The sequence below is a fragment of the Falsiroseomonas bella genome (genome assembly GCF_003173615.1).
GTDB lineage: Bacteria > Pseudomonadota > Alphaproteobacteria > Acetobacterales > Acetobacteraceae > Falsiroseomonas > Falsiroseomonas bella.
Genome location: NZ_QGNA01000004.1, coordinates 419,113 through 434,880, shown reverse-complemented (window position 1 = coordinate 434,880; position 15,768 = coordinate 419,113). Strand labels below are relative to the sequence as shown.

The window sequence follows — 15,768 nt, the reverse complement described above, 5'->3', positions numbered from 1 at the left end:
CCCCGTTTGCAGCCATTTCCCCAGCTCCCCTTGTTCGGGTTGACATGTTCAGGCGGGCAGGTCTGCCGCCGCCGCCTCGAGTTCCACGGCAACGCGCCCCAGATGGCCGACGCCGCGATAGAAGGATGCCGCCTGCGCCTTCTCCAGGTCCGCGAAGAGTCGCGCGGCCCACGGGCGGATGTGGCGGGAGAAAAAGGCGGGCGCCTCCTCCGGGCCGGCCAGGAAGGCGCCCGCGATCAGCCCCGCATAGGTCTCGCACAGGAAGGCAATGTGGTCCTCGGGCTCCGCCACGCCCTCGGCGCGCTCGATGCCGAGGCGCAGCAGGTCGCCGCGCAGGTCGGCAAGCGGCCGCTCATGCAGGAAGCCGGTCAGGTAGTAGGAGGCGTAGGGCAGGATCTCGCCGCGTCCGACCCCAATGAAGAGGTCGAAATACTCGCGCTCGGTGCTCTCGGGCGTGGCGGAGGATGCGGCCGCGGCCAGGGCCGCATAGGCGGCGCCGAGTTCGCCGGGCATCGGGCAGAGACGGCGCAGCTGACCCAGCAGCGCAGCATCCGGCGCACCGCCCATGAGGCGTCCCAGCAAGGCGAAAAGCCGCGCGCGCTCGACATCCAGAGGATCCTGCGCGGTCTGTTTTCTTTCCGTCATCCCACCAGAGGCCACGGCTTCTTGTTTGCCCAGTATGTTACGTAACAACCCAGAGCCTTCCAGGAAATTCCAACCAACCGCACCCGTCGGAATTTCGCAAGGCCCTCGCATAGGCAGCCAGCGGAAAATTCCGGTTCATGCCGGCAGGGCCGAGCCATGGCGGCGGCGCGGGGTCGGGGCCGGCTCGGGCTCGGGCAGGGCGGGCTCCGGCGTTGCCGCGACCGGTTCGTCGGGGCCGGGCTCTCCGGCGGCAAGCTCGACCTGCGGCTCCTGCGGCGCCCCGTCGTCCAAGGCGGGCTGCGCCTCGGCTTCCCGCGGCTCTGCCGGAACCTCGCCGATCGCCTGCGCGAGCAGCTTCTTCACGTCGCCGACCAGCTCGGACGCAAAGCCCACGGGCAGTCCGCCCGGCGCATTGAAGTCCCATTGGTATTCGACCGGGCCGATGTAGTCGCGAATCGCCGGATCGAGGCTCCACATCCGCCGCAGCGCCGCGTTGCGCAGCCCTGCCGGAACGCCGGGGCGCAGGAACAGCGCGAAGTCGCTCTCGGCCGTCAGCTCCTCGATCGGTGGCAGGCTAGCGGGGTCGATGGCGGGAAGGCTCGGGATCGGGCAGGCCGGCCGCTCGACCTGCGATCCGGCCCCAGTTTCCACCGCCCTTTCCGCCGCGGTTTCGGCCGCCGGCTCAGGCAGCGCTTCCGCGGCGGGCGGGGCTTCCGAAGGGGGCGAATCCGGCTCCGCCAGCGCCTCGCGCTTGCGGCGCGACCAGCGGGCGAGAAAGCCCGGCCCGGGCGCCTCCCCGCTCATGGCTCCGCCGTCCCGGGTCGGCGCCGGCCGAGCGCCTCGGGGTCCGCACGGTCGCGGCGCCGCTTGTGGAACTCGCGTTCCTTGTGGTGGCGGGCGACGAACTCGGCCGTGACGGCGCGCAGGCCGGGCGGCATGGGCAGGGCCTCGAGCAGGTCGGCGCCGACATCGGCGTAGAGATGCGCCTCGCCGGGATCGACCGTCACCGCCTGCAACAGGAAGCCCGAGGGCGTCTCGGCCGGGCGCAGCGCCACCCAGACCAGCGGCTCGGCGGCTTCCAGATTGTGCTTGTAGTTGTCGGTGTCTGTCGGGTGCAGCGCCACCTCCGCCGCGCCGGCGAAGAACAGGGAGCGGCCCGCCTCCTCGCGCAGCAGGGTCCAGGGCGGGACGGGGGGCGCATCCTCCAGCACCTCCACCACCTGCCAGACATGCTCGGCCCACCGCGTGACGCCAGGCCGGCGCTCCGCCAGCACCGCGACGGGGACGGCGAGACTGTCGGGGTTCATGTGCTGCGCACCCGATTCAGACCTCCGGTGCTCGGCGCGTGCGGCACCTGCGCCCTGCGATCATCGGGGGCGTTCATGCCGCCGCCTCCCGCGGGGTCAGCGGCAGCCCGGCGATGAGGTTCTGCGGCTTCAGCCGCACCTTGCGCGCCACGTCCATCGCCAGCGCCAGGTAGACCGGCCGGCCGCGCATGCGCGGCAGCACGCGCGAGGGGTCGGCGAAGTCCAGCACGCCGAGCCAGAGGATGCGCGCCAGCCTTTCCTGCTTCACCTTCTTGCCGTGCCAGAGGTCGTTGGCGATCGCGGTCGCCTCGGCGTCCAGCCCGACATGCCAGGTCCAGTTCGCATCCTCGATCACCGGCACCGGGCGAATAGCGACCTCCTCGCCCAGCATGTGCCGCAGGAAGATCTCGATGGCGCGGCCGAGCGCCTTCTGGCCCGCGCTGCCCTCGACGATGTCGAGCGCAAAGTCATGCGCGTCGGAGCGGGCGAAGTAGGCGGGCGCGTTGGCGTCCGTCAGCACGTCGATCTCGATCTCGCGCGGCGGCGCGCCGGCTTCGATCAGCAGGTTGCCGAGCGGGCCGAGATCGCCCTCGGCCGATTTCATGTCCAGCAGCTCCTCGTCGGCGAGCAGGGTGGAGCCCTGGTGAATGCCGGCGCGCTGCGGCCGGAACAGGCATTCGGCCGCGCGCAGCACGAAGGGATCGCCCACGCCCTCCATGGCGGAGCGCACCACGAGATGCGTGAGCATCTGCAGGAAGAGCGGCGGGATGCCGGCGACGCCCTGCTGGTAGAGGCGCAGCCACGCCGCTTCGAGATTCGGCGCCGCCGCCACGCGGTCGCGGAACGAAAGAAAGACCTGCCAGTTCTCCCGCGCATCGGCGTCGGCCAGCGCGGCGAGCTCCGCCGGCGGCACGGCGCGCAGCGGCTCGGCCAGCAGCGCGGCGTGCAGCGTGCGCTCGGCCTCGCAGGCCTCGGGCGGGGGCAGCAGCTCCGGCCGGGCGCAGAAGGCGCGCCAGAGATCGGGGGTGGCGTGGATCCGCCCCTCCGCGTCGCGATCGCAGAGGTGATGCCCGCAGGCGACCCAGAAATCGCCGGGCGCGAGGCCCGGTGGCGGGGCGGGATGATGGTGGTGATGGTGGTGATGGTGGTGATGATGGCTCATGCGCCGCGTCCAAGGGCGGTCAGGTCCGGCCGCTCCAACGGCTCCTCCTCGCCTTCCACCACCGCCACGCCGAACACCGGCAGCCGGTCGAAGGCCTGATGCGGCGTGTCGCGCCGGTGCAGCGTGCGGAAGCGCTCGCGCTGTTCACCGTCCTCGATGCTGCGCGTCAGCGCGAGGATGGTGCCGGGCGGGTGGTCGCAGAGGCTCTCGGCGAAGGCGATCTCCTCCTCCGCCGCGGCCCGGGCCGCGGGCTCGTCCGGGGCGCCATGGGCAGCGCGGAGATGGGCGGCGAGCGCGGCCACCGCCGCCTCCCGCTCGTCAGCGCCGGCCTCCGCCACCTCCACCAGGGTGGACCAGCCGAAGGAGCCGAGGCCGAGGAACCCGCCCCGGAAGGCCTGGCGGCGCTTGCCCGGCATCGTCGCGGGGTCCTCGTCCCAGAAGGCGAAGCCGCCGGGCACGGCCCATTCGCCGGGCTCGGCCGCGGGGTCGAAGATCAGCGTGTCCGAGCGGTCGAGCCGCAGAGTGCGGGGCAACTTCGTCATCCGGCCAGCGCCTCCAGCAGGCTGTGCTGGCGCCGCGCCCCGTCGCGCTCGGTCACCAGGTCGCCGGTGGCGGGGTCGAGCCCGTGACGGCCGGCCGCCTCGTCCTGCTCCAGCCTCGCCAGGAACCGCTCGGCCATGCGCCGGAAGCCGCCGGTCGGGCCGCCGCGCTGCCATTCCGCAAGCCCCGCCATCAGGTGACGCGCCCAGGCGGCGGTGAGCTCGGCGGCCGAGACCTCGGTCGGGTCCCAGCCTTCCTCGTCAAGCGCGGTCTGCTGCAGCCCGTGGCCCGGCTCCCAGCCCTGCGGGAAGCTGACCCGCGCCGCAACGCCCACCACCAGCCAGTCGGGCACCGCATCCTCGGCGCAGCCCTTCGGCCAGGCGATCCGCGCGCCGCCGATCTCGCCACCATTGATGGCGACGCGGGCGGGCCAGCGGAAGGTCAGCGGCACCTCCGGCGGGCCGAAGGCGGCCAGCGCATCGGCCAGGGCCGAGGCGGCGGCGTAGAGCGCGGGCCGCGCGGCGGCCAGCGTCCATTCGGGCTCCAGCACCACCGCGGCCTCGATCCGGGCGGCGGAGCGGACCCAGGCAAGGGTGCCGGCCCCGTGCTGCGGCGCGAGCGCGACGGCGCGGGCCATCGCGTCGCCTGCCTCGCGCAGCGGGACCACCGGCGAGAAGACCGAGGGCAGCTCGGGCAGATCGGTGCTGGTCGAAACGGCCGGAATGCTCCCCTCCCCTCCCTCGCAACGGCGGGTCCGGGGCGATATATGCGCCGGCAATCCCCGAGCCTAGTGGTCGGGGAAGATCGGGGGCGCGCCGGGCCGGGATGACCACCTTCGTCTGCAGCTGCGAGGACACCATGCCGCTGGACGGCCGCGCCATTGCGCGCGGCTGCGGCGGGAAGGAGCCGCGCATGGCCGAGCAGCTGTGCCAGGCGCAGCTGGATCGTTTCCAGGCCGCGCTGGCCGAGGGCAGGCCGCTCACCGTCGCCTGCACCGCCCAGGCGCCGCTGTTCCGCCAGGAGGCCGAGGAGGCCGGCTTCGGCCAGGCGCTGAACTTCGTGAACATCCGGGAGGCCGCCGGCTGGTCGGAGGAGGCGAAGGCGGCCGGCCCCAAGATGGCCGCGCTGCTGGCCGCCGCCGCGGTGGAGATGCCGGCGGTTCCGCTGGTGCCGCTGGCGAGCGAGGGCGTGACCCTGGTGCTGGGCCGCGACGCGACGGCCCTGGAGGCGGCGCGGAAGCTGACGGAGACGCTCGACATCACCGTGCTGCTGACCGGCGCCGGGGCGGTTGAGCCGCTGCGCGCGGCCGAGTTCCCCGTGGCGCGCGGCCGCGCCCGCGCCGCCACCGGCTGGCTGGGCAATTTCGAGGTGACGGTGGACGGCTATGCCATGCCCCGCCCCTCCTCCCGCGCCGCCTATGAATGGGGGCCACGGAAGGACGGCGCGGTCAGCCGCTGCGACGTGATCCTGGACCTGACCGGCGGCGCGCCGCTGTTCCCGACGCATGAGCTGCGCCAGGGCTATCTGCGCGCCGACCCGGCCGATGAAGCCGCAGTCGAGCGCGCGGTGGCGGCGGCGCGGGAACTTGTCGGCAGCTTCGACAAGCCGCGCTTCGTGACCTTCGACGCATCGCTCTGCGCGCATAGCCGCAACCGCCGCACCGGCTGCACGCGCTGCCTCGACCTGTGCCCCACAGGCGCGATCACGCCGGGGAAGGATTCCGTGCAGATCAGCGCCGAGATCTGCGCGGGCTGCGGCGCCTGCGCGGCGGTGTGCCCGACGGGCGCGGCCAGCTACGCCCTGCCGCCGGCGCAGGCGCTGCTGAAGCGGCTGCGCACGCTGCTGCTGACATACCGCGAGGCCGGTGGGGAGACGCCACTGGTGCTCGTGCATGACGAGACCGGCGAGGCGATGATCGAGGCGCTGGCCCGCCACGGCGAAGGCCTGCCCGCGCGCGTGCTGCCGCTGCGCGTGAACGAGATCTCGCAGCTCGATCTCGGCTTCCTGCTGAGTGCCTTCGCCTGGGGGGCGGCGCAGCTTCGCCTGCTGATGAAGGCGAAGCGCGCGCATGGCACGGAGGGCGTGTTCCGCAACCTCGACTATGCGCAGCATGTGCTGGCGGGCCTCGGCGTGCCGGACCATGGCGCGCCGCGTGCCGCGGCGATCGAGACCGACGACCCCTTCACGCTCGGCGAGGCGCTGCGCGCGGTGCCGCGCCGCGGCCTGCCCTTCCCGCCTTCCACGCATCTGGCGATGGGCGCGCCGCGGGAGATGCTGCGCCAGGCGGCGCGCGCGCTGGCCGATGGCGCGGGGCGTCGCGGCGGTGAGATCGCGATGCCGGCGCTCGCGCCCTTCGGCGAGGCGCGCGTGGAGGTCTCGGGCTGCACGCTCTGCGTCGCCTGCACCAGCGTCTGCCCGACCGGCGCGCTGAGCGCGAACCCGGAGAAGCCGCAGCTGAGCTTCCTGGAGGACGCCTGCGTGCAGTGCGGCCTCTGCGCCGCGACCTGCCCGGAGAAGGTGATCACGCTGGTTCCGCGCCTGAACCTGGCGCCCGAGGCTGCGCAGCCCCGCGTGGTCAAGGAAGAAGAGCCCTTCTGCTGCGAGCGCTGCGCAAAACCCTTCGGCGTGAAGAGCCAGATCGAGCGCGTGACCCAGAAGCTGCAGGCGCAGGGCCATTGGATGTTCGCCGACCCGGCGCGGCTGCGCGTGCTGCGCCTCTGCGAGGATTGCCGCGTCTTCGAGGCGACGGAGCGCGCGATGGACCCCTATGCCGGCCCGCCGCGCCCGATCACCAAGACCACCGAGGATTATCTGCGCGAGGCGGAGCGGGCGAAGCGCGCGGCGGAGGAAGGCTGACGGCGGCGCGCGCTATGCCGGCTGCCGCGCCAGCCAGTCCAGCAGCAGCCGGTTGAAGACCTCCGGCTTCTCGACATTCGGCAGGTGCCGTGCGCCGGAAATCGCGACGAAGCGGCCATCGGGCACCAGCCGCGCGATGCGCTCGCCCTCCGCGGGCGGCACGGCGTGGTCGTCCTCGCCGCAGACCACCAGCGCGAGGATCGCCAGACCAGGCAGGCGCGACACATGCGAAAAATCGCTGATCGCCTCGGCGCAGCCGGCATAGCCTTCGGCCGGCGTGGCAGCGACGGTCGCCAGAATCTCCTGCCAGCGCGCGGGGTTGGCGGCGCGGAAGCCGGGCGTGAGCCAGCGCTCCAGCGTCGCCTCGGCGATCGGCGCGCAGCTTCCCGCCGCACGCACCGCGCGGATGCGCGGCCCCCACACCTCGGCGGCGTTGGGCAGCGATTCCGGCAGCGCGTCGCAGATCACGATGGACCGCAGCAGGCCCGGATGATCCAGCGCAAGCGCCTGCCCGCTCATCCCCCCGAGCGACAGCCCGACATAATGCGCGGGGCCGAGATCGAGCGCGCGCAGCACGAAGGCGAGGTCGTCGCCGAGTTCCGCCATGCGATAGGGTCCCGGCGTCGCCGTGCTGCCGCCATGCCCGCGCAGATCCACGCGCAGCACGCAGAAGCCGGCATCCAGCAGCGCCGGCACCTGCTCCGCCCAGAGGCCGGAATCGGCCGCCAGCGCATGCACCAGGCAGACCGCCGGCCGCCCGCGCGGGCCGAGCAGGTCGGCATGGAGGAGCCTTCCGTCGCGGCTCAGCAGCATGGTCAGTCGATCTGCACGTTCACGGTGCGCACCACCTCGCGCCAGTTCGCGACCTCCTCCGCGACATAGCGCGTCGCCTGGTCGAGGCTCCCGCCGATCGGCTCGAAGCCGCCGTCGCGCAGGCGCTGCTGGAACGCCGGCTCGGCCATCACCCGGTTGATGTCGACATTCGCGCGTTCCAGCACCGGGCGCGGCGTGCCGGCGGGGAACATCACCGCCACCCAGGCCACATCCACGATCGGCGGCAGGCCGGCCTCCGCCACGGTGGGGACGTCGGGCAGCGCGGAGTTGCGCGTGGCGCTCGTCACCGCCAGGCCACGCGCCTTGCCGTCGCGGATCTGGTTGATGGCAGAAGGAAGGGAAGCGGCGACCATGTCGATGTTGCCCGCGAGCAGCGCGAGCATCGCGGGGCCGGCGCCAGTGTAGGGAACATGCTGCACATCCGTGCCGCCGGCGCGCTTGAACAGCAGCTCGGCCGAGAGATGCGCCGCCACGCCGACGCCGGCCGTGCCGTAGTTCAACGGCCGGCGCCGGCTGAGCTCGACAAGGTCGGCCAGCGTGCGCACCGGGCTCTCGGCGCGCACCGCGAAGATGTTGGGCGTTCCGGCGACGACGGCCGCGACGTCGAATTCCTCCGCGCGATAGCCCGGGTTGCGCGACAGGCTGAGGTTGATCGCGAAGGCGCCGGTGGTGACGAGCGCGGTGTAGCCGTCGGGCGCCACGCGGGCGATCTGCCGCGCGGCGAGGTTGCCGCCGGCGCCGCCGCGGTTCTCCACCACGACGGTGTGGCCCCAGGCCGGGCCGAGCCGCTCGGCCAGCATGCGCGCGATCACATCGGTGAAGCCGCCGGGCGCGAAGGCGACGACGAAGCGCACCTGGCGTTCCGGCCAGGCGCCCTGGGCCGCGGCACCGCCCAAGGCCGGCGCGGCGAAGGCCGCACCCAGCAGGATGCGTCGTGTCGTCATGGAACCTTCCCCCCTGTGCCGAAGCACGCGCTGCGATTTACGCAGCGCCGACATTCCCGGCAATAATGCCGGCAAAGGAGACCGCATGCCCGAGACCAACCGCCGAATCCTGCTCGCCCGCCGCCCGAAGGGCGCGCCCGTGCCCGAGGATTTCCGCTTCGAAGAGGCGCCGCTGCCGGAACTCGCGGAGGGCGAGGTGCTGGTGCGGCATCGCTTCCTCTCGCTCGATCCCTACCAGCGCGGGCGCATGGACGATGCGCGGTCCTATGCGAAGCCGGTGGAGATCGGCGGCGTGATGGAATGCCAGGCGGTCGGCCAGGTCGCGGCCAGCCGAGACGCGCGCTTCAAGGACGGCGACTGGGTGCTCGGCGGCTTCGGCTGGCAGACGCATTCGGCGCGGCCGGGCAAGGCGCTGATCGCGATAGACCCGCAGGACGCGGCGCCCTCCACGGCACTCGGCGTGCTCGGCATGCCGGGGCTGACGGCCTGGGTGGGGCTGAAGGACATCGGCGAGCCGAAGCAGGGCGAGACGCTGGTCGTCTCGGCGGCCTCCGGCGCGGTCGGGCAGGTGGTGGGACAGCTCGGGAAGATCGCGGGCTGCCGCGTGGTGGGCATCGCGGGCGGCGCGCGGAAATGCGCGTATCTGATGGACGAGCTCGGCTTCGACGCGGCGGTGGACCACAAGGGCGACCTAGGCGCGCAGCTCGACGCCGCCTGCCCCGGCGGCGTGGATGTCTACTGGGAGAATGTCGGCGGCGCCGTGCAGGCGGCGGTCTTCCCGCGCTTCAACAATTTCGGCCGCATGGTGATGTGCGGCATGATCGCGCAGTACAACACGGCTGCCGGTGCGGATGCGGTCGGCGCCGCGCCGGGGCCCAATCTCGGCCCGGTGGTGCGCAAGCGGCTGCGGATCCAGGGCTTCATCGTCGGCGACACCGGCTGGAAGCGCTACGCGGAGTTCCGCGCGGAGTTGCTCGGCCACATCGCCGCCGGCCGGCTGCGCTACCGCGAGGACATCGTGCAGGGGCTGGACGCCGCACCGGACGCCTTCATCGGCCTGCTGCAGGGCCGCAATTTCGGCAAGCTGCTTGTCGCCCTCGACTGATCCGGCGGACGTCGCACTCGCCGCGCGGCTCGACGGGCATCGCCTGCTGCTGTGCAACGGCCTGCTCGGCGAGGTGATCGCCGGGCTGCACATGGACTACATGTCCACCCAGCTCGACTGGCTGCGCGGGCTCGGCCTGGCGGTGGCGCGCGCGCCGACGCCGACCGCCGCGCCCATCGCGGAGAACGCGGCGCGCATAGCGACCATCGTCGAGGGCGACGACGCGCCGATCATCCTGATCGGCCATTCCAAGGGCGGGCTGGAGGCGCTGTCGGCGCTGCTGATGCCGGGCATCGCGGCGCGCTGCCGCGGCTTCCTCGCGCTGCAATCGCCCTTCCGCGGCTCGCCCGTGGCCGATGCCGCGCTCGGCTACGGCCCGCTGCGCGATCTGGCGGATCACGCGCTGCGGCTCGCGCGGCTCGGCGACGGGCAGGGCCTCGCGGACCTCACCTGCGCCGTGCGGGAGCCCTGGATGGCGGCGCATGAGGCCGGGATCGCGGCGCTGACGGCGCGGCTGCCGGTGGCGAGCCTCGCCACCGCGCTGACGGATCCCTGCCCCTGGCGCGACCGCGCCTACCTGCCACTGGCGCGCTGGATGGAGGAGAAGGGCGCGGGCCCGAATGACGGCCTGGTCCCCGTCTCCTCCACCCGCCTGCCCGGGGCGCGGCACGCGGTGTTCCCGGGCGGGCATCGCGCGCTGGTGGCCACCGGGGCGGGGCGCGACCCGGTGGCCTTCCTGCGCGCGGAGCTCGCCGCGCTCCTCGGCGTGGCTATTCCTTCGCCACCTCCACCAGAACCAGTTCCGCATCCTCCTCCGCGGTGATGCGGATCTCGGGCTCGTCCACGATGCCCGCGCCGTCGCGCGCGCCGAGCTTCGCGCCGTTCACCGTCACCGCACCCTTCGCCGGCACGAGGTAGGCGGCGCGGTCGGCGCCGAGGGCCTGCACCAGCGTCTGGCCCGCCTTCAGCGTGGTGGCGAGCACCGCGCCGTTGACGTTGAGCGGCAGCGCGCCGTTGCCCGCATCCTGCGGCCGGCCGGAGGCCAGCACCTCGAACCCCGCCTCGCGCGCGGCCTTCGGGAACTGCTTGGCGCCCCAGTTCGGCTTGGCGCCGCGGCGGTCGGGGATGATCCAGATCTGGAAGATCTTCGTCGTCTCCGGCTCCAGGTTGTACTCGGCATGCACCACGCCGGTGCCCGCGCTCATGATCTGCACGTCGCCGGCCTCGGTGCGGCCTTCGTTGCCCATGTTGTCCTTGTGGGTGATCGCCCCCTCCCGGACATAGGTGATGATCTCCATGTCGCGGTGCGGATGGGGATCGAAGCCGGTGCCGGGCGCGATCTCGTCGTCGTTCCACACGCGCAGCCGGCCCCAGTTCATCCGCGCGGGGTCGTTATAGTGCGCGAAGGAGAAGTGGTGGCGGGCCTTGAGCCAGCCATGGTCGGCGCCGCCGAGGCTGCCGAAGGGTCGGATGTCGATCATCGCCTGGATCTCCTCTTGGCCACCGGGTGGGGCCCTGTCGTTCGGGACGCAAGATGGGGGTGCGCCGCGGCCGACGCAGCAGGGCGGGACGGATCGGGACCATTCACCGCGGCAATGAGAGTTGGGGGAAGCCGGGTGGGGCATATCCCCCAGCGGTGCTTCAAACCCCCAATCCGAATCATTTATTTTCAATTGTTTGCACCCAGCCGCCCGGCTGGCACGCGCGGTGCAACTCCCCTGGCATCCGGCATCCCGCCGGTGTCGAAGGAGTTCCCGCCATGTCCAGCCGCCTTCTCGCCGCCGCCCTGCTCGGCGTCTCCGCCCTGGCCCTGTCCGTCCCGCCAGCCGACGCGGCCAGCCGCCTGTCCGCCCCTGCCATCGGCGAGGAGTCGGTCACGCTCACCCCGGCCCGCGAGGCCTCCGAAGGCCCGCGGCGCGAGGATCGCCGCAGCAGCGAGGCGCCGGCCGATCTGCAGCTGCTGCTGGCCCGCGAGGCCTCCGAAGGCCCGCGGCGCGAGGACCGGCGGCAGGATCGCCGCAACGACCGCCGCAACGATCGGCGCGAGGATCGCCGCGGCGCCGCGCTCGACACCATGGATGACGGCTTCATCATGCTCGTCCGCGAGGGCTCCAGCGGCGGTGGAAGGCAGCGCCGCAACGGCGGCCGGACGGGTCGCTGACCCGTGCGGCCTCGCCGGCAAGGCGGCCTGGCGGCGCTGCTCGCGCTGCTGCTCGCCTGGCCGGCGGGCGCCGCGGAACTGCGCCTGACCGCCGCGCGCGAATTCGCCGATGGCCGCGACGGCACGGCGAGCGGCGCGTCCCTCGTGCCGCTGCAAGCCACCCTCTCGGGCGGCGGCGCCTATGCCACGCTGCGCCTGCCGGCGATGGCCCCGCCGGCCGGCACCCTGCCCTTCGATGCGCCGGCGGTCCGCGAGGACCGAGGCGGCCTCGGCGATGCGCGGCTCACGCTCGGCCATCGACTCTACGAATCGGAGGAGGGCATCCTGCTGGAGGTTGCGCTGCGCACCCGGCTGCCCTCGGCCTCGACACCCGCCATGGCCAGCGGCGTGACGGAGCATCTGCTGCGGCTCGACGCCTCCGTGCCGATGGGCGAGCGCGTGACGCTCGATGTCTCCGCCGGGCGGCGAATCGCGCCGCTCGCGGCGGTCGCGCTGCGCGGCAGCGACTACTGGAGTGCCGCCGGGGTGCTCTCGGTCGAACTCGACGAACGCTGGACCGCCGGGCTGATGCTGGAGGCGCAGGACCGGCAGTCCTACACGGAAGCGCCGCTGCTCGACCTCGGCGCCTTCGTGGAGCGCGCGGTCGCGCCCGACCTCACCCTTGGTCTCGTCGCCTGGCACGGGGCGGCGGGTGGCGGCGCGGCCTTCAGCGTCGGGCTCCGCCTCGCCTACCGTGTCAGCCTGGGGCTTGATAGGCTGTCGCGATGATGGACGGCCTGGCGCAGCCCGGCGGGCTCGCTTCCGCCGCGACGGAGGGCCGGCGCGGCTTCAACCTGCTGCGCTGGTTCGCGGTGCTGAGCCTCGCCTGCGTCGTGCTGTTCGGCACCGGCACGGCGATCGTGCTGAGCCGCTTCCTGACGAGCCAGATGCTCGACCGCGACGCCGAGGTCAGCGCGGAGTTCCTGCAGAGCATCGTGCAGGCGGAGCGCACCTGGTCCTGGTTCTCCGATCCCGCCTCCACCGCCGCGCGCCTGCCGCTCGAGAGCTTCTTCAACCATGTCGCGCAGCTGCCGGGTGTGGTCCGCGCCAATGTCTTCGCCGCCGACGGCACCGTGCTCTGGTCGAGCAACGCCGAGATGATCGGCCGGCGCTTCGACGACAACGACGAACTCGCCGCCGCGCTCGGCGGCCGCATCGCGGTCGAGGCTGGCACGGTGCCGAAGACGGAGCATGTCGCGCTGGATCGGGATGCGGGCGGCCACCGCTTCACCGAAGCCTATCTGCCGGTCTGGGACGAGGCGCATCGCCGCGTCATCGGCGTGGTCGAGATCTACCGCCTGCCCGATGCGTTGTTCGCGGCGATCGACGGCGGCGTGCGCCGCGTCTGGATCGCGGCCGGGCTGGGCATGCTGCTGCTCTACGTCGCGCTGTTCGGCCTCGCGCTGCGGGCGCAGGCGCTGATGGCGCGCCAGCAGCAGGCGCTGCTCGAGGCCGAGGCGCTGGGCGCGATCGGCGCCGTGGCCTCGGCGGTGGCGCATGGCATCCGCAACCCGCTCTCCTCCATCCGGTCCTCGGCGGAGCTCGCGGCGGTGGAGGACGTGGAGGGCGCGCGGCAGTGCCTCGCCGACATCCAGCGGGAGGCGGACCGCATGGAGGGGTGGGTGCGTGACCTGCTGCTGCAGGCGCGCGGCGAAGCGGTGGCGCCGGCGGCGGTGGACGTGAACGCGGTGCTGGAGGAAAGCGCACGCACCTTCCAATCCGCCGCGGCGCGGCAGGGCGTCGCGCTGCGCCTGGCGACCGCCTCGGTGCCGCCGGCGCGCGGCGAGGCCGGCGCGCTCGGCCAGGCGCTCGACAACCTCCTCGCCAATGCGATCGAGGCCATGCCGGAGGGCGGCGCGCTCGATCTTTCCACCGGCGTCGCGCCGGACGGGCGGCAGGTGGAGATCGTCGTCGCCGACACCGGCGGCGGGCTGCCCAAGGGCCTTCGCGACGGCCAGCCCTTCTTCTCGACCAAGGCGCGCGGCACGGGCCTTGGCCTGATGCTGACGCGGCGCATCCTCGCCCGGCATGACGGCGCGCTGCTGCTGGAAAGCCGCGGCGGCATCGGCACGCGGGCGGTGATCCGCCTGCCGGTCACTGGCGGCTGACGATGGGCCACGGCATCCTGCTGGTCGAGGACGAGGCGACGCTGGCGCGCAACGTGCAGCGCTACCTGGAGCGCGACGGCTTCGAGCTGCGCATCGCCGCGACGATGCGCGCCGGCTGGCGCGACTTCGAGGAATTCCGCCCCGATGTCGTGCTGCTGGACCTCAACCTCCCGGATGGCAGCGGCCTCGACCTGCTGGCGCGCATCCGCGCCGCGGACCGCCAGGCGAAGGTCATCATCCTGACCGGCCATGGCAGCGTGCAGACGGCGGTGGAGGCGATGAAATCGGGCGCCTGGGACTACCTGGCGAAGCCGATCGCGCTCGGCGAGCTCAAGCTGCTGGTGGACAAGGCGCTCGGCCAGGGCCGGATGGAGGAGACGCTCTCCTACTATCGCGGCCGCGATGCCCGGCAGGGCGGGCTGGAGGCGATGCTCGGCGCCTCGCCCGCAATCACCGATCTCAAGGCGCGCATCGCGGGCCTGCTGCAGGCCGAGCGCGCGATGGCCGAAGGCGACGCGCCGCCCCCGGTGCTGATCCGCGGCGAGACCGGCAGCGGCAAGGAGCTGGTGGCCCGCGCGCTGCATTACGACGGCCGCCGCGCCGAGGCGCCCTTCATCGAGGTGAACTGCGCCACCCTGCCCGCGCAGCTCGTGGAGGGCGAGCTGTTCGGCCATGAGCGCGGCGCCTTCACCGATGCGCGGGAGCGCCGCATCGGCCTGGTGGAGGCCGCGCATGGCGGCACGCTGTTCCTGGATGAGATCGGCGAGCTGGAGCCGGCCGTGCAGGCGAAGCTGCTGAAGGTGCTGGAGGACCGCACCGTGCGCCGCCTGGGTGCCGTGCGGGAGCGGCGGGTGGATGTGCGCTTCGTCGCCGCCACGCATCGCCCGCTGGAGGCGCTGGTGAAGGAAGGCCGGTTCCGCGCCGACCTCTACTACCGCCTGTCGGTGGTGCAGCTTGTCGTGCCGCCGCTGCGCGAGCGTGCCGGCGATGCGGCGATGCTGGCCGCGCATTTCCTGGCCCTGCATGGCAGGCGCTACGGCCGGCCGGGGCTGCGGCTGGACGCCGCGGCGCTGGACCTCGTCGCCCGCCACCCCTGGCCTGGCAATGTGCGGGAGCTGCGCAACGCGATGGAGCAGGCGGCGCTGGCCGCGGGCGAGGCGCGGGAGCTCGGCGCCGCCCATGTTGCGCTCGCGCCCGCGCCCGGCGCCGACCTGCCCTCACCCGGCCCGACGCTGCGGCAGATGGAGCGCGACACGCTGGTGCAGATGCTGGACCGCACGGGCGGCAACGTCTCCCAGGCGGCACGGCTGCTCGGGATCAGCCGGGACACGATGCGCTACCGCATGGCCAAGCACGGGCTGGATGCGGCGGCCGGGCTGGAATCCGCCTGAACCGGATACGGTCCGGCCCTGCCCGGCCCGCCGCCCCGGCGCCACACTGCCCTCAGCGCCGTCGCGAGGCCTACATCCGCGCGGCGCGCCCGAGGAAGGATTCCCCCATGCGTCGCACGTTCCTGAAGCTCGCCCTCGCCCCGGCCGTGGTGGGCCTCGCCGCCTGCGTCTCCGAGCAGCGCTACGACGAGCTGCAGCAGGCCTACACCCAGCTGCAGGCACAATACACGGCCGACCAGGCCACCATCCGCATGCTGGAAGGGCGGCTGAAGGTGACGATGACGGACCGCATCCTGTTCCCCTCGGGCGGCTACCGCATCACGGAAAGCGCCCGGCGCGAGCTGGCGAAGATGGTCCCCACGCTGCAGGGGCTGCGGCAGACGCGCGTGATCGTGGAGGGCTACACCGACACCACGCCGGTCGGGCCGGAGCTGCGGCGCGAGGGGATCACCACCAACCTCGACCTCTCTTCCCGCCGGGCGGACACGGTGGCGGACGAGTTGATCCGCCTCGGCACGCCGCGCGGCATCATCTCGGCCGACGGGCGGGGCGATGCGAACCCGATCGCCTCCAACAGCACGCCCGAGGGCCGGGCGCAGAACCGGCGCATCGAGATCACGCTGGTCGGCCCGGGGAACTGAGCCCTGCTGCCTCCCCCGCATCGCGGGGGAGGCGG

General features: G+C 73.2%; 17 protein-coding genes. 8 read left to right on the top strand and 9 right to left on the bottom strand.

The features are described from left to right. Positions 1-48: 48 nt before the first annotated feature. The 6 genes from DFH01_RS19010 to DFH01_RS18985 form a co-directional block, all read right to left on the bottom strand. Positions 49-645, bottom strand: a complete 597-nt coding sequence (locus DFH01_RS19010) for a TorD/DmsD family molecular chaperone (protein ID WP_109872047.1) — start codon at positions 643-645, stop codon at positions 49-51. Between the two features lie 135 nt (positions 646-780). Next, positions 781-1,449, bottom strand: coding sequence for a DUF3306 domain-containing protein (locus tag DFH01_RS19005; RefSeq protein ID WP_109872046.1), 669 nt, complete (start codon positions 1,447-1,449; stop codon positions 781-783). Continuing rightward, positions 1,446-1,952, bottom strand: coding sequence for a DUF3305 domain-containing protein (locus DFH01_RS19000; protein WP_109872045.1), 507 nt, complete (start codon positions 1,950-1,952; stop codon positions 1,446-1,448). Before DFH01_RS19000 ends, DFH01_RS19005 begins: the two co-directional genes overlap by 4 nt. Before the next feature lie 73 nt (positions 1,953-2,025). Beyond that, a complete protein-coding gene (locus DFH01_RS18995) occupies positions 2,026-3,114 on the bottom strand; it encodes a DUF6352 family protein (protein ID WP_233256182.1) in 1,089 nt (362 codons plus the stop codon). Beyond that, positions 3,111-3,656 (bottom strand): DUF6505 family protein, encoded by a 546-nt coding sequence (locus DFH01_RS18990; RefSeq protein ID WP_109872044.1) that lies wholly within the window; start codon positions 3,654-3,656, stop codon positions 3,111-3,113. Before DFH01_RS18990 ends, DFH01_RS18995 begins: the two co-directional genes overlap by 4 nt. Further along, a complete protein-coding gene (locus DFH01_RS18985) occupies positions 3,653-4,321 on the bottom strand; it encodes a biotin/lipoate--protein ligase family protein (protein WP_233256181.1) in 669 nt (222 codons plus the stop codon). Before DFH01_RS18985 ends, DFH01_RS18990 begins: the two co-directional genes overlap by 4 nt. A gap of 158 nt (positions 4,322-4,479) precedes the next feature. Between DFH01_RS18985 and DFH01_RS18980 the strand changes: the two genes are divergently transcribed. Next, positions 4,480-6,510 carry a 4Fe-4S binding protein gene (locus DFH01_RS18980; protein WP_199231296.1) on the top strand — a complete coding sequence of 677 codons (2,031 nt, stop codon included), beginning with the start codon at positions 4,480-4,482 and terminating at the stop codon, positions 6,508-6,510. A 12-nt stretch (positions 6,511-6,522) separates the two neighbouring features. On the opposite strand, the gene DFH01_RS18975 is transcribed toward DFH01_RS18980, so the two are convergent. Both DFH01_RS18975 and DFH01_RS18970 read right to left on the bottom strand, forming a co-directional pair. Continuing rightward, positions 6,523-7,323, bottom strand: coding sequence for an alpha/beta fold hydrolase (locus DFH01_RS18975; protein ID WP_109872042.1), 801 nt, complete (start codon positions 7,321-7,323; stop codon positions 6,523-6,525). Positions 7,324-7,325: 2 nt separating this feature from the next. Beyond that, positions 7,326-8,288, bottom strand: coding sequence for a tripartite tricarboxylate transporter substrate binding protein (locus DFH01_RS18970; protein ID WP_158287821.1), 963 nt, complete (start codon positions 8,286-8,288; stop codon positions 7,326-7,328). A gap of 85 nt (positions 8,289-8,373) precedes the next feature. Between DFH01_RS18970 and curA the strand changes: the two genes are divergently transcribed. Beyond that, positions 8,374-9,393 (top strand): NADPH-dependent curcumin/dihydrocurcumin reductase, encoded by a 1,020-nt coding sequence (gene curA / locus DFH01_RS18965; protein WP_109872040.1) that lies wholly within the window; start codon positions 8,374-8,376, stop codon positions 9,391-9,393. Beyond that, complete coding sequence (locus tag DFH01_RS18960) at positions 9,377-10,216, top strand: lipase family protein (RefSeq protein ID WP_109872039.1); 840 nt, start codon at positions 9,377-9,379, stop codon at positions 10,214-10,216. Before curA ends, DFH01_RS18960 begins: the two co-directional genes overlap by 17 nt. Here the strand turns inward: DFH01_RS18960 and DFH01_RS18955 are convergent. Next, positions 10,164-10,874, bottom strand: a complete 711-nt coding sequence (locus tag DFH01_RS18955; protein ID WP_109872038.1) for a pirin family protein — start codon at positions 10,872-10,874, stop codon at positions 10,164-10,166. The genes DFH01_RS18960 and DFH01_RS18955 overlap by 53 nt on opposite strands. Before the next feature lie 278 nt (positions 10,875-11,152). On the opposite strand from DFH01_RS18955, the gene DFH01_RS18950 reads away from it, so the two are divergent. The 5 genes from DFH01_RS18950 (at position 11,153) to DFH01_RS18930 (ending at position 15,733) form a co-directional block, all read left to right on the top strand. After that, on the top strand, positions 11,153-11,554 hold the full coding sequence (locus DFH01_RS18950) for a hypothetical protein (protein ID WP_109872037.1): 402 nt from the start codon (positions 11,153-11,155) through the stop codon (positions 11,552-11,554). Between the two features lie 3 nt (positions 11,555-11,557). Then, positions 11,558-12,322, top strand: a complete 765-nt coding sequence (locus DFH01_RS18945) for a hypothetical protein (protein WP_109872036.1) — start codon at positions 11,558-11,560, stop codon at positions 12,320-12,322. Then, on the top strand, positions 12,319-13,701 hold the full coding sequence (locus DFH01_RS18940) for an ATP-binding protein (RefSeq protein WP_109872035.1): 1,383 nt from the start codon (positions 12,319-12,321) through the stop codon (positions 13,699-13,701). The genes DFH01_RS18945 and DFH01_RS18940 overlap by 4 nt, the downstream gene beginning before the upstream one ends. A 2-nt stretch (positions 13,702-13,703) precedes the next feature. Next, the gene (locus tag DFH01_RS18935) at positions 13,704-15,092 is read left to right on the top strand and encodes a sigma-54-dependent transcriptional regulator (protein ID WP_109872034.1); all 1,389 of its coding nucleotides are present in this window, start codon (positions 13,704-13,706) and stop codon (positions 15,090-15,092) included. Between the two features lie 107 nt (positions 15,093-15,199). Continuing rightward, entirely contained in the window at positions 15,200-15,733 is a 534-nt protein-coding gene (locus tag DFH01_RS18930) for an OmpA/MotB family protein (protein ID WP_109872033.1), read from the top strand. Positions 15,734-15,768: the final 35 nt, after the last annotated feature.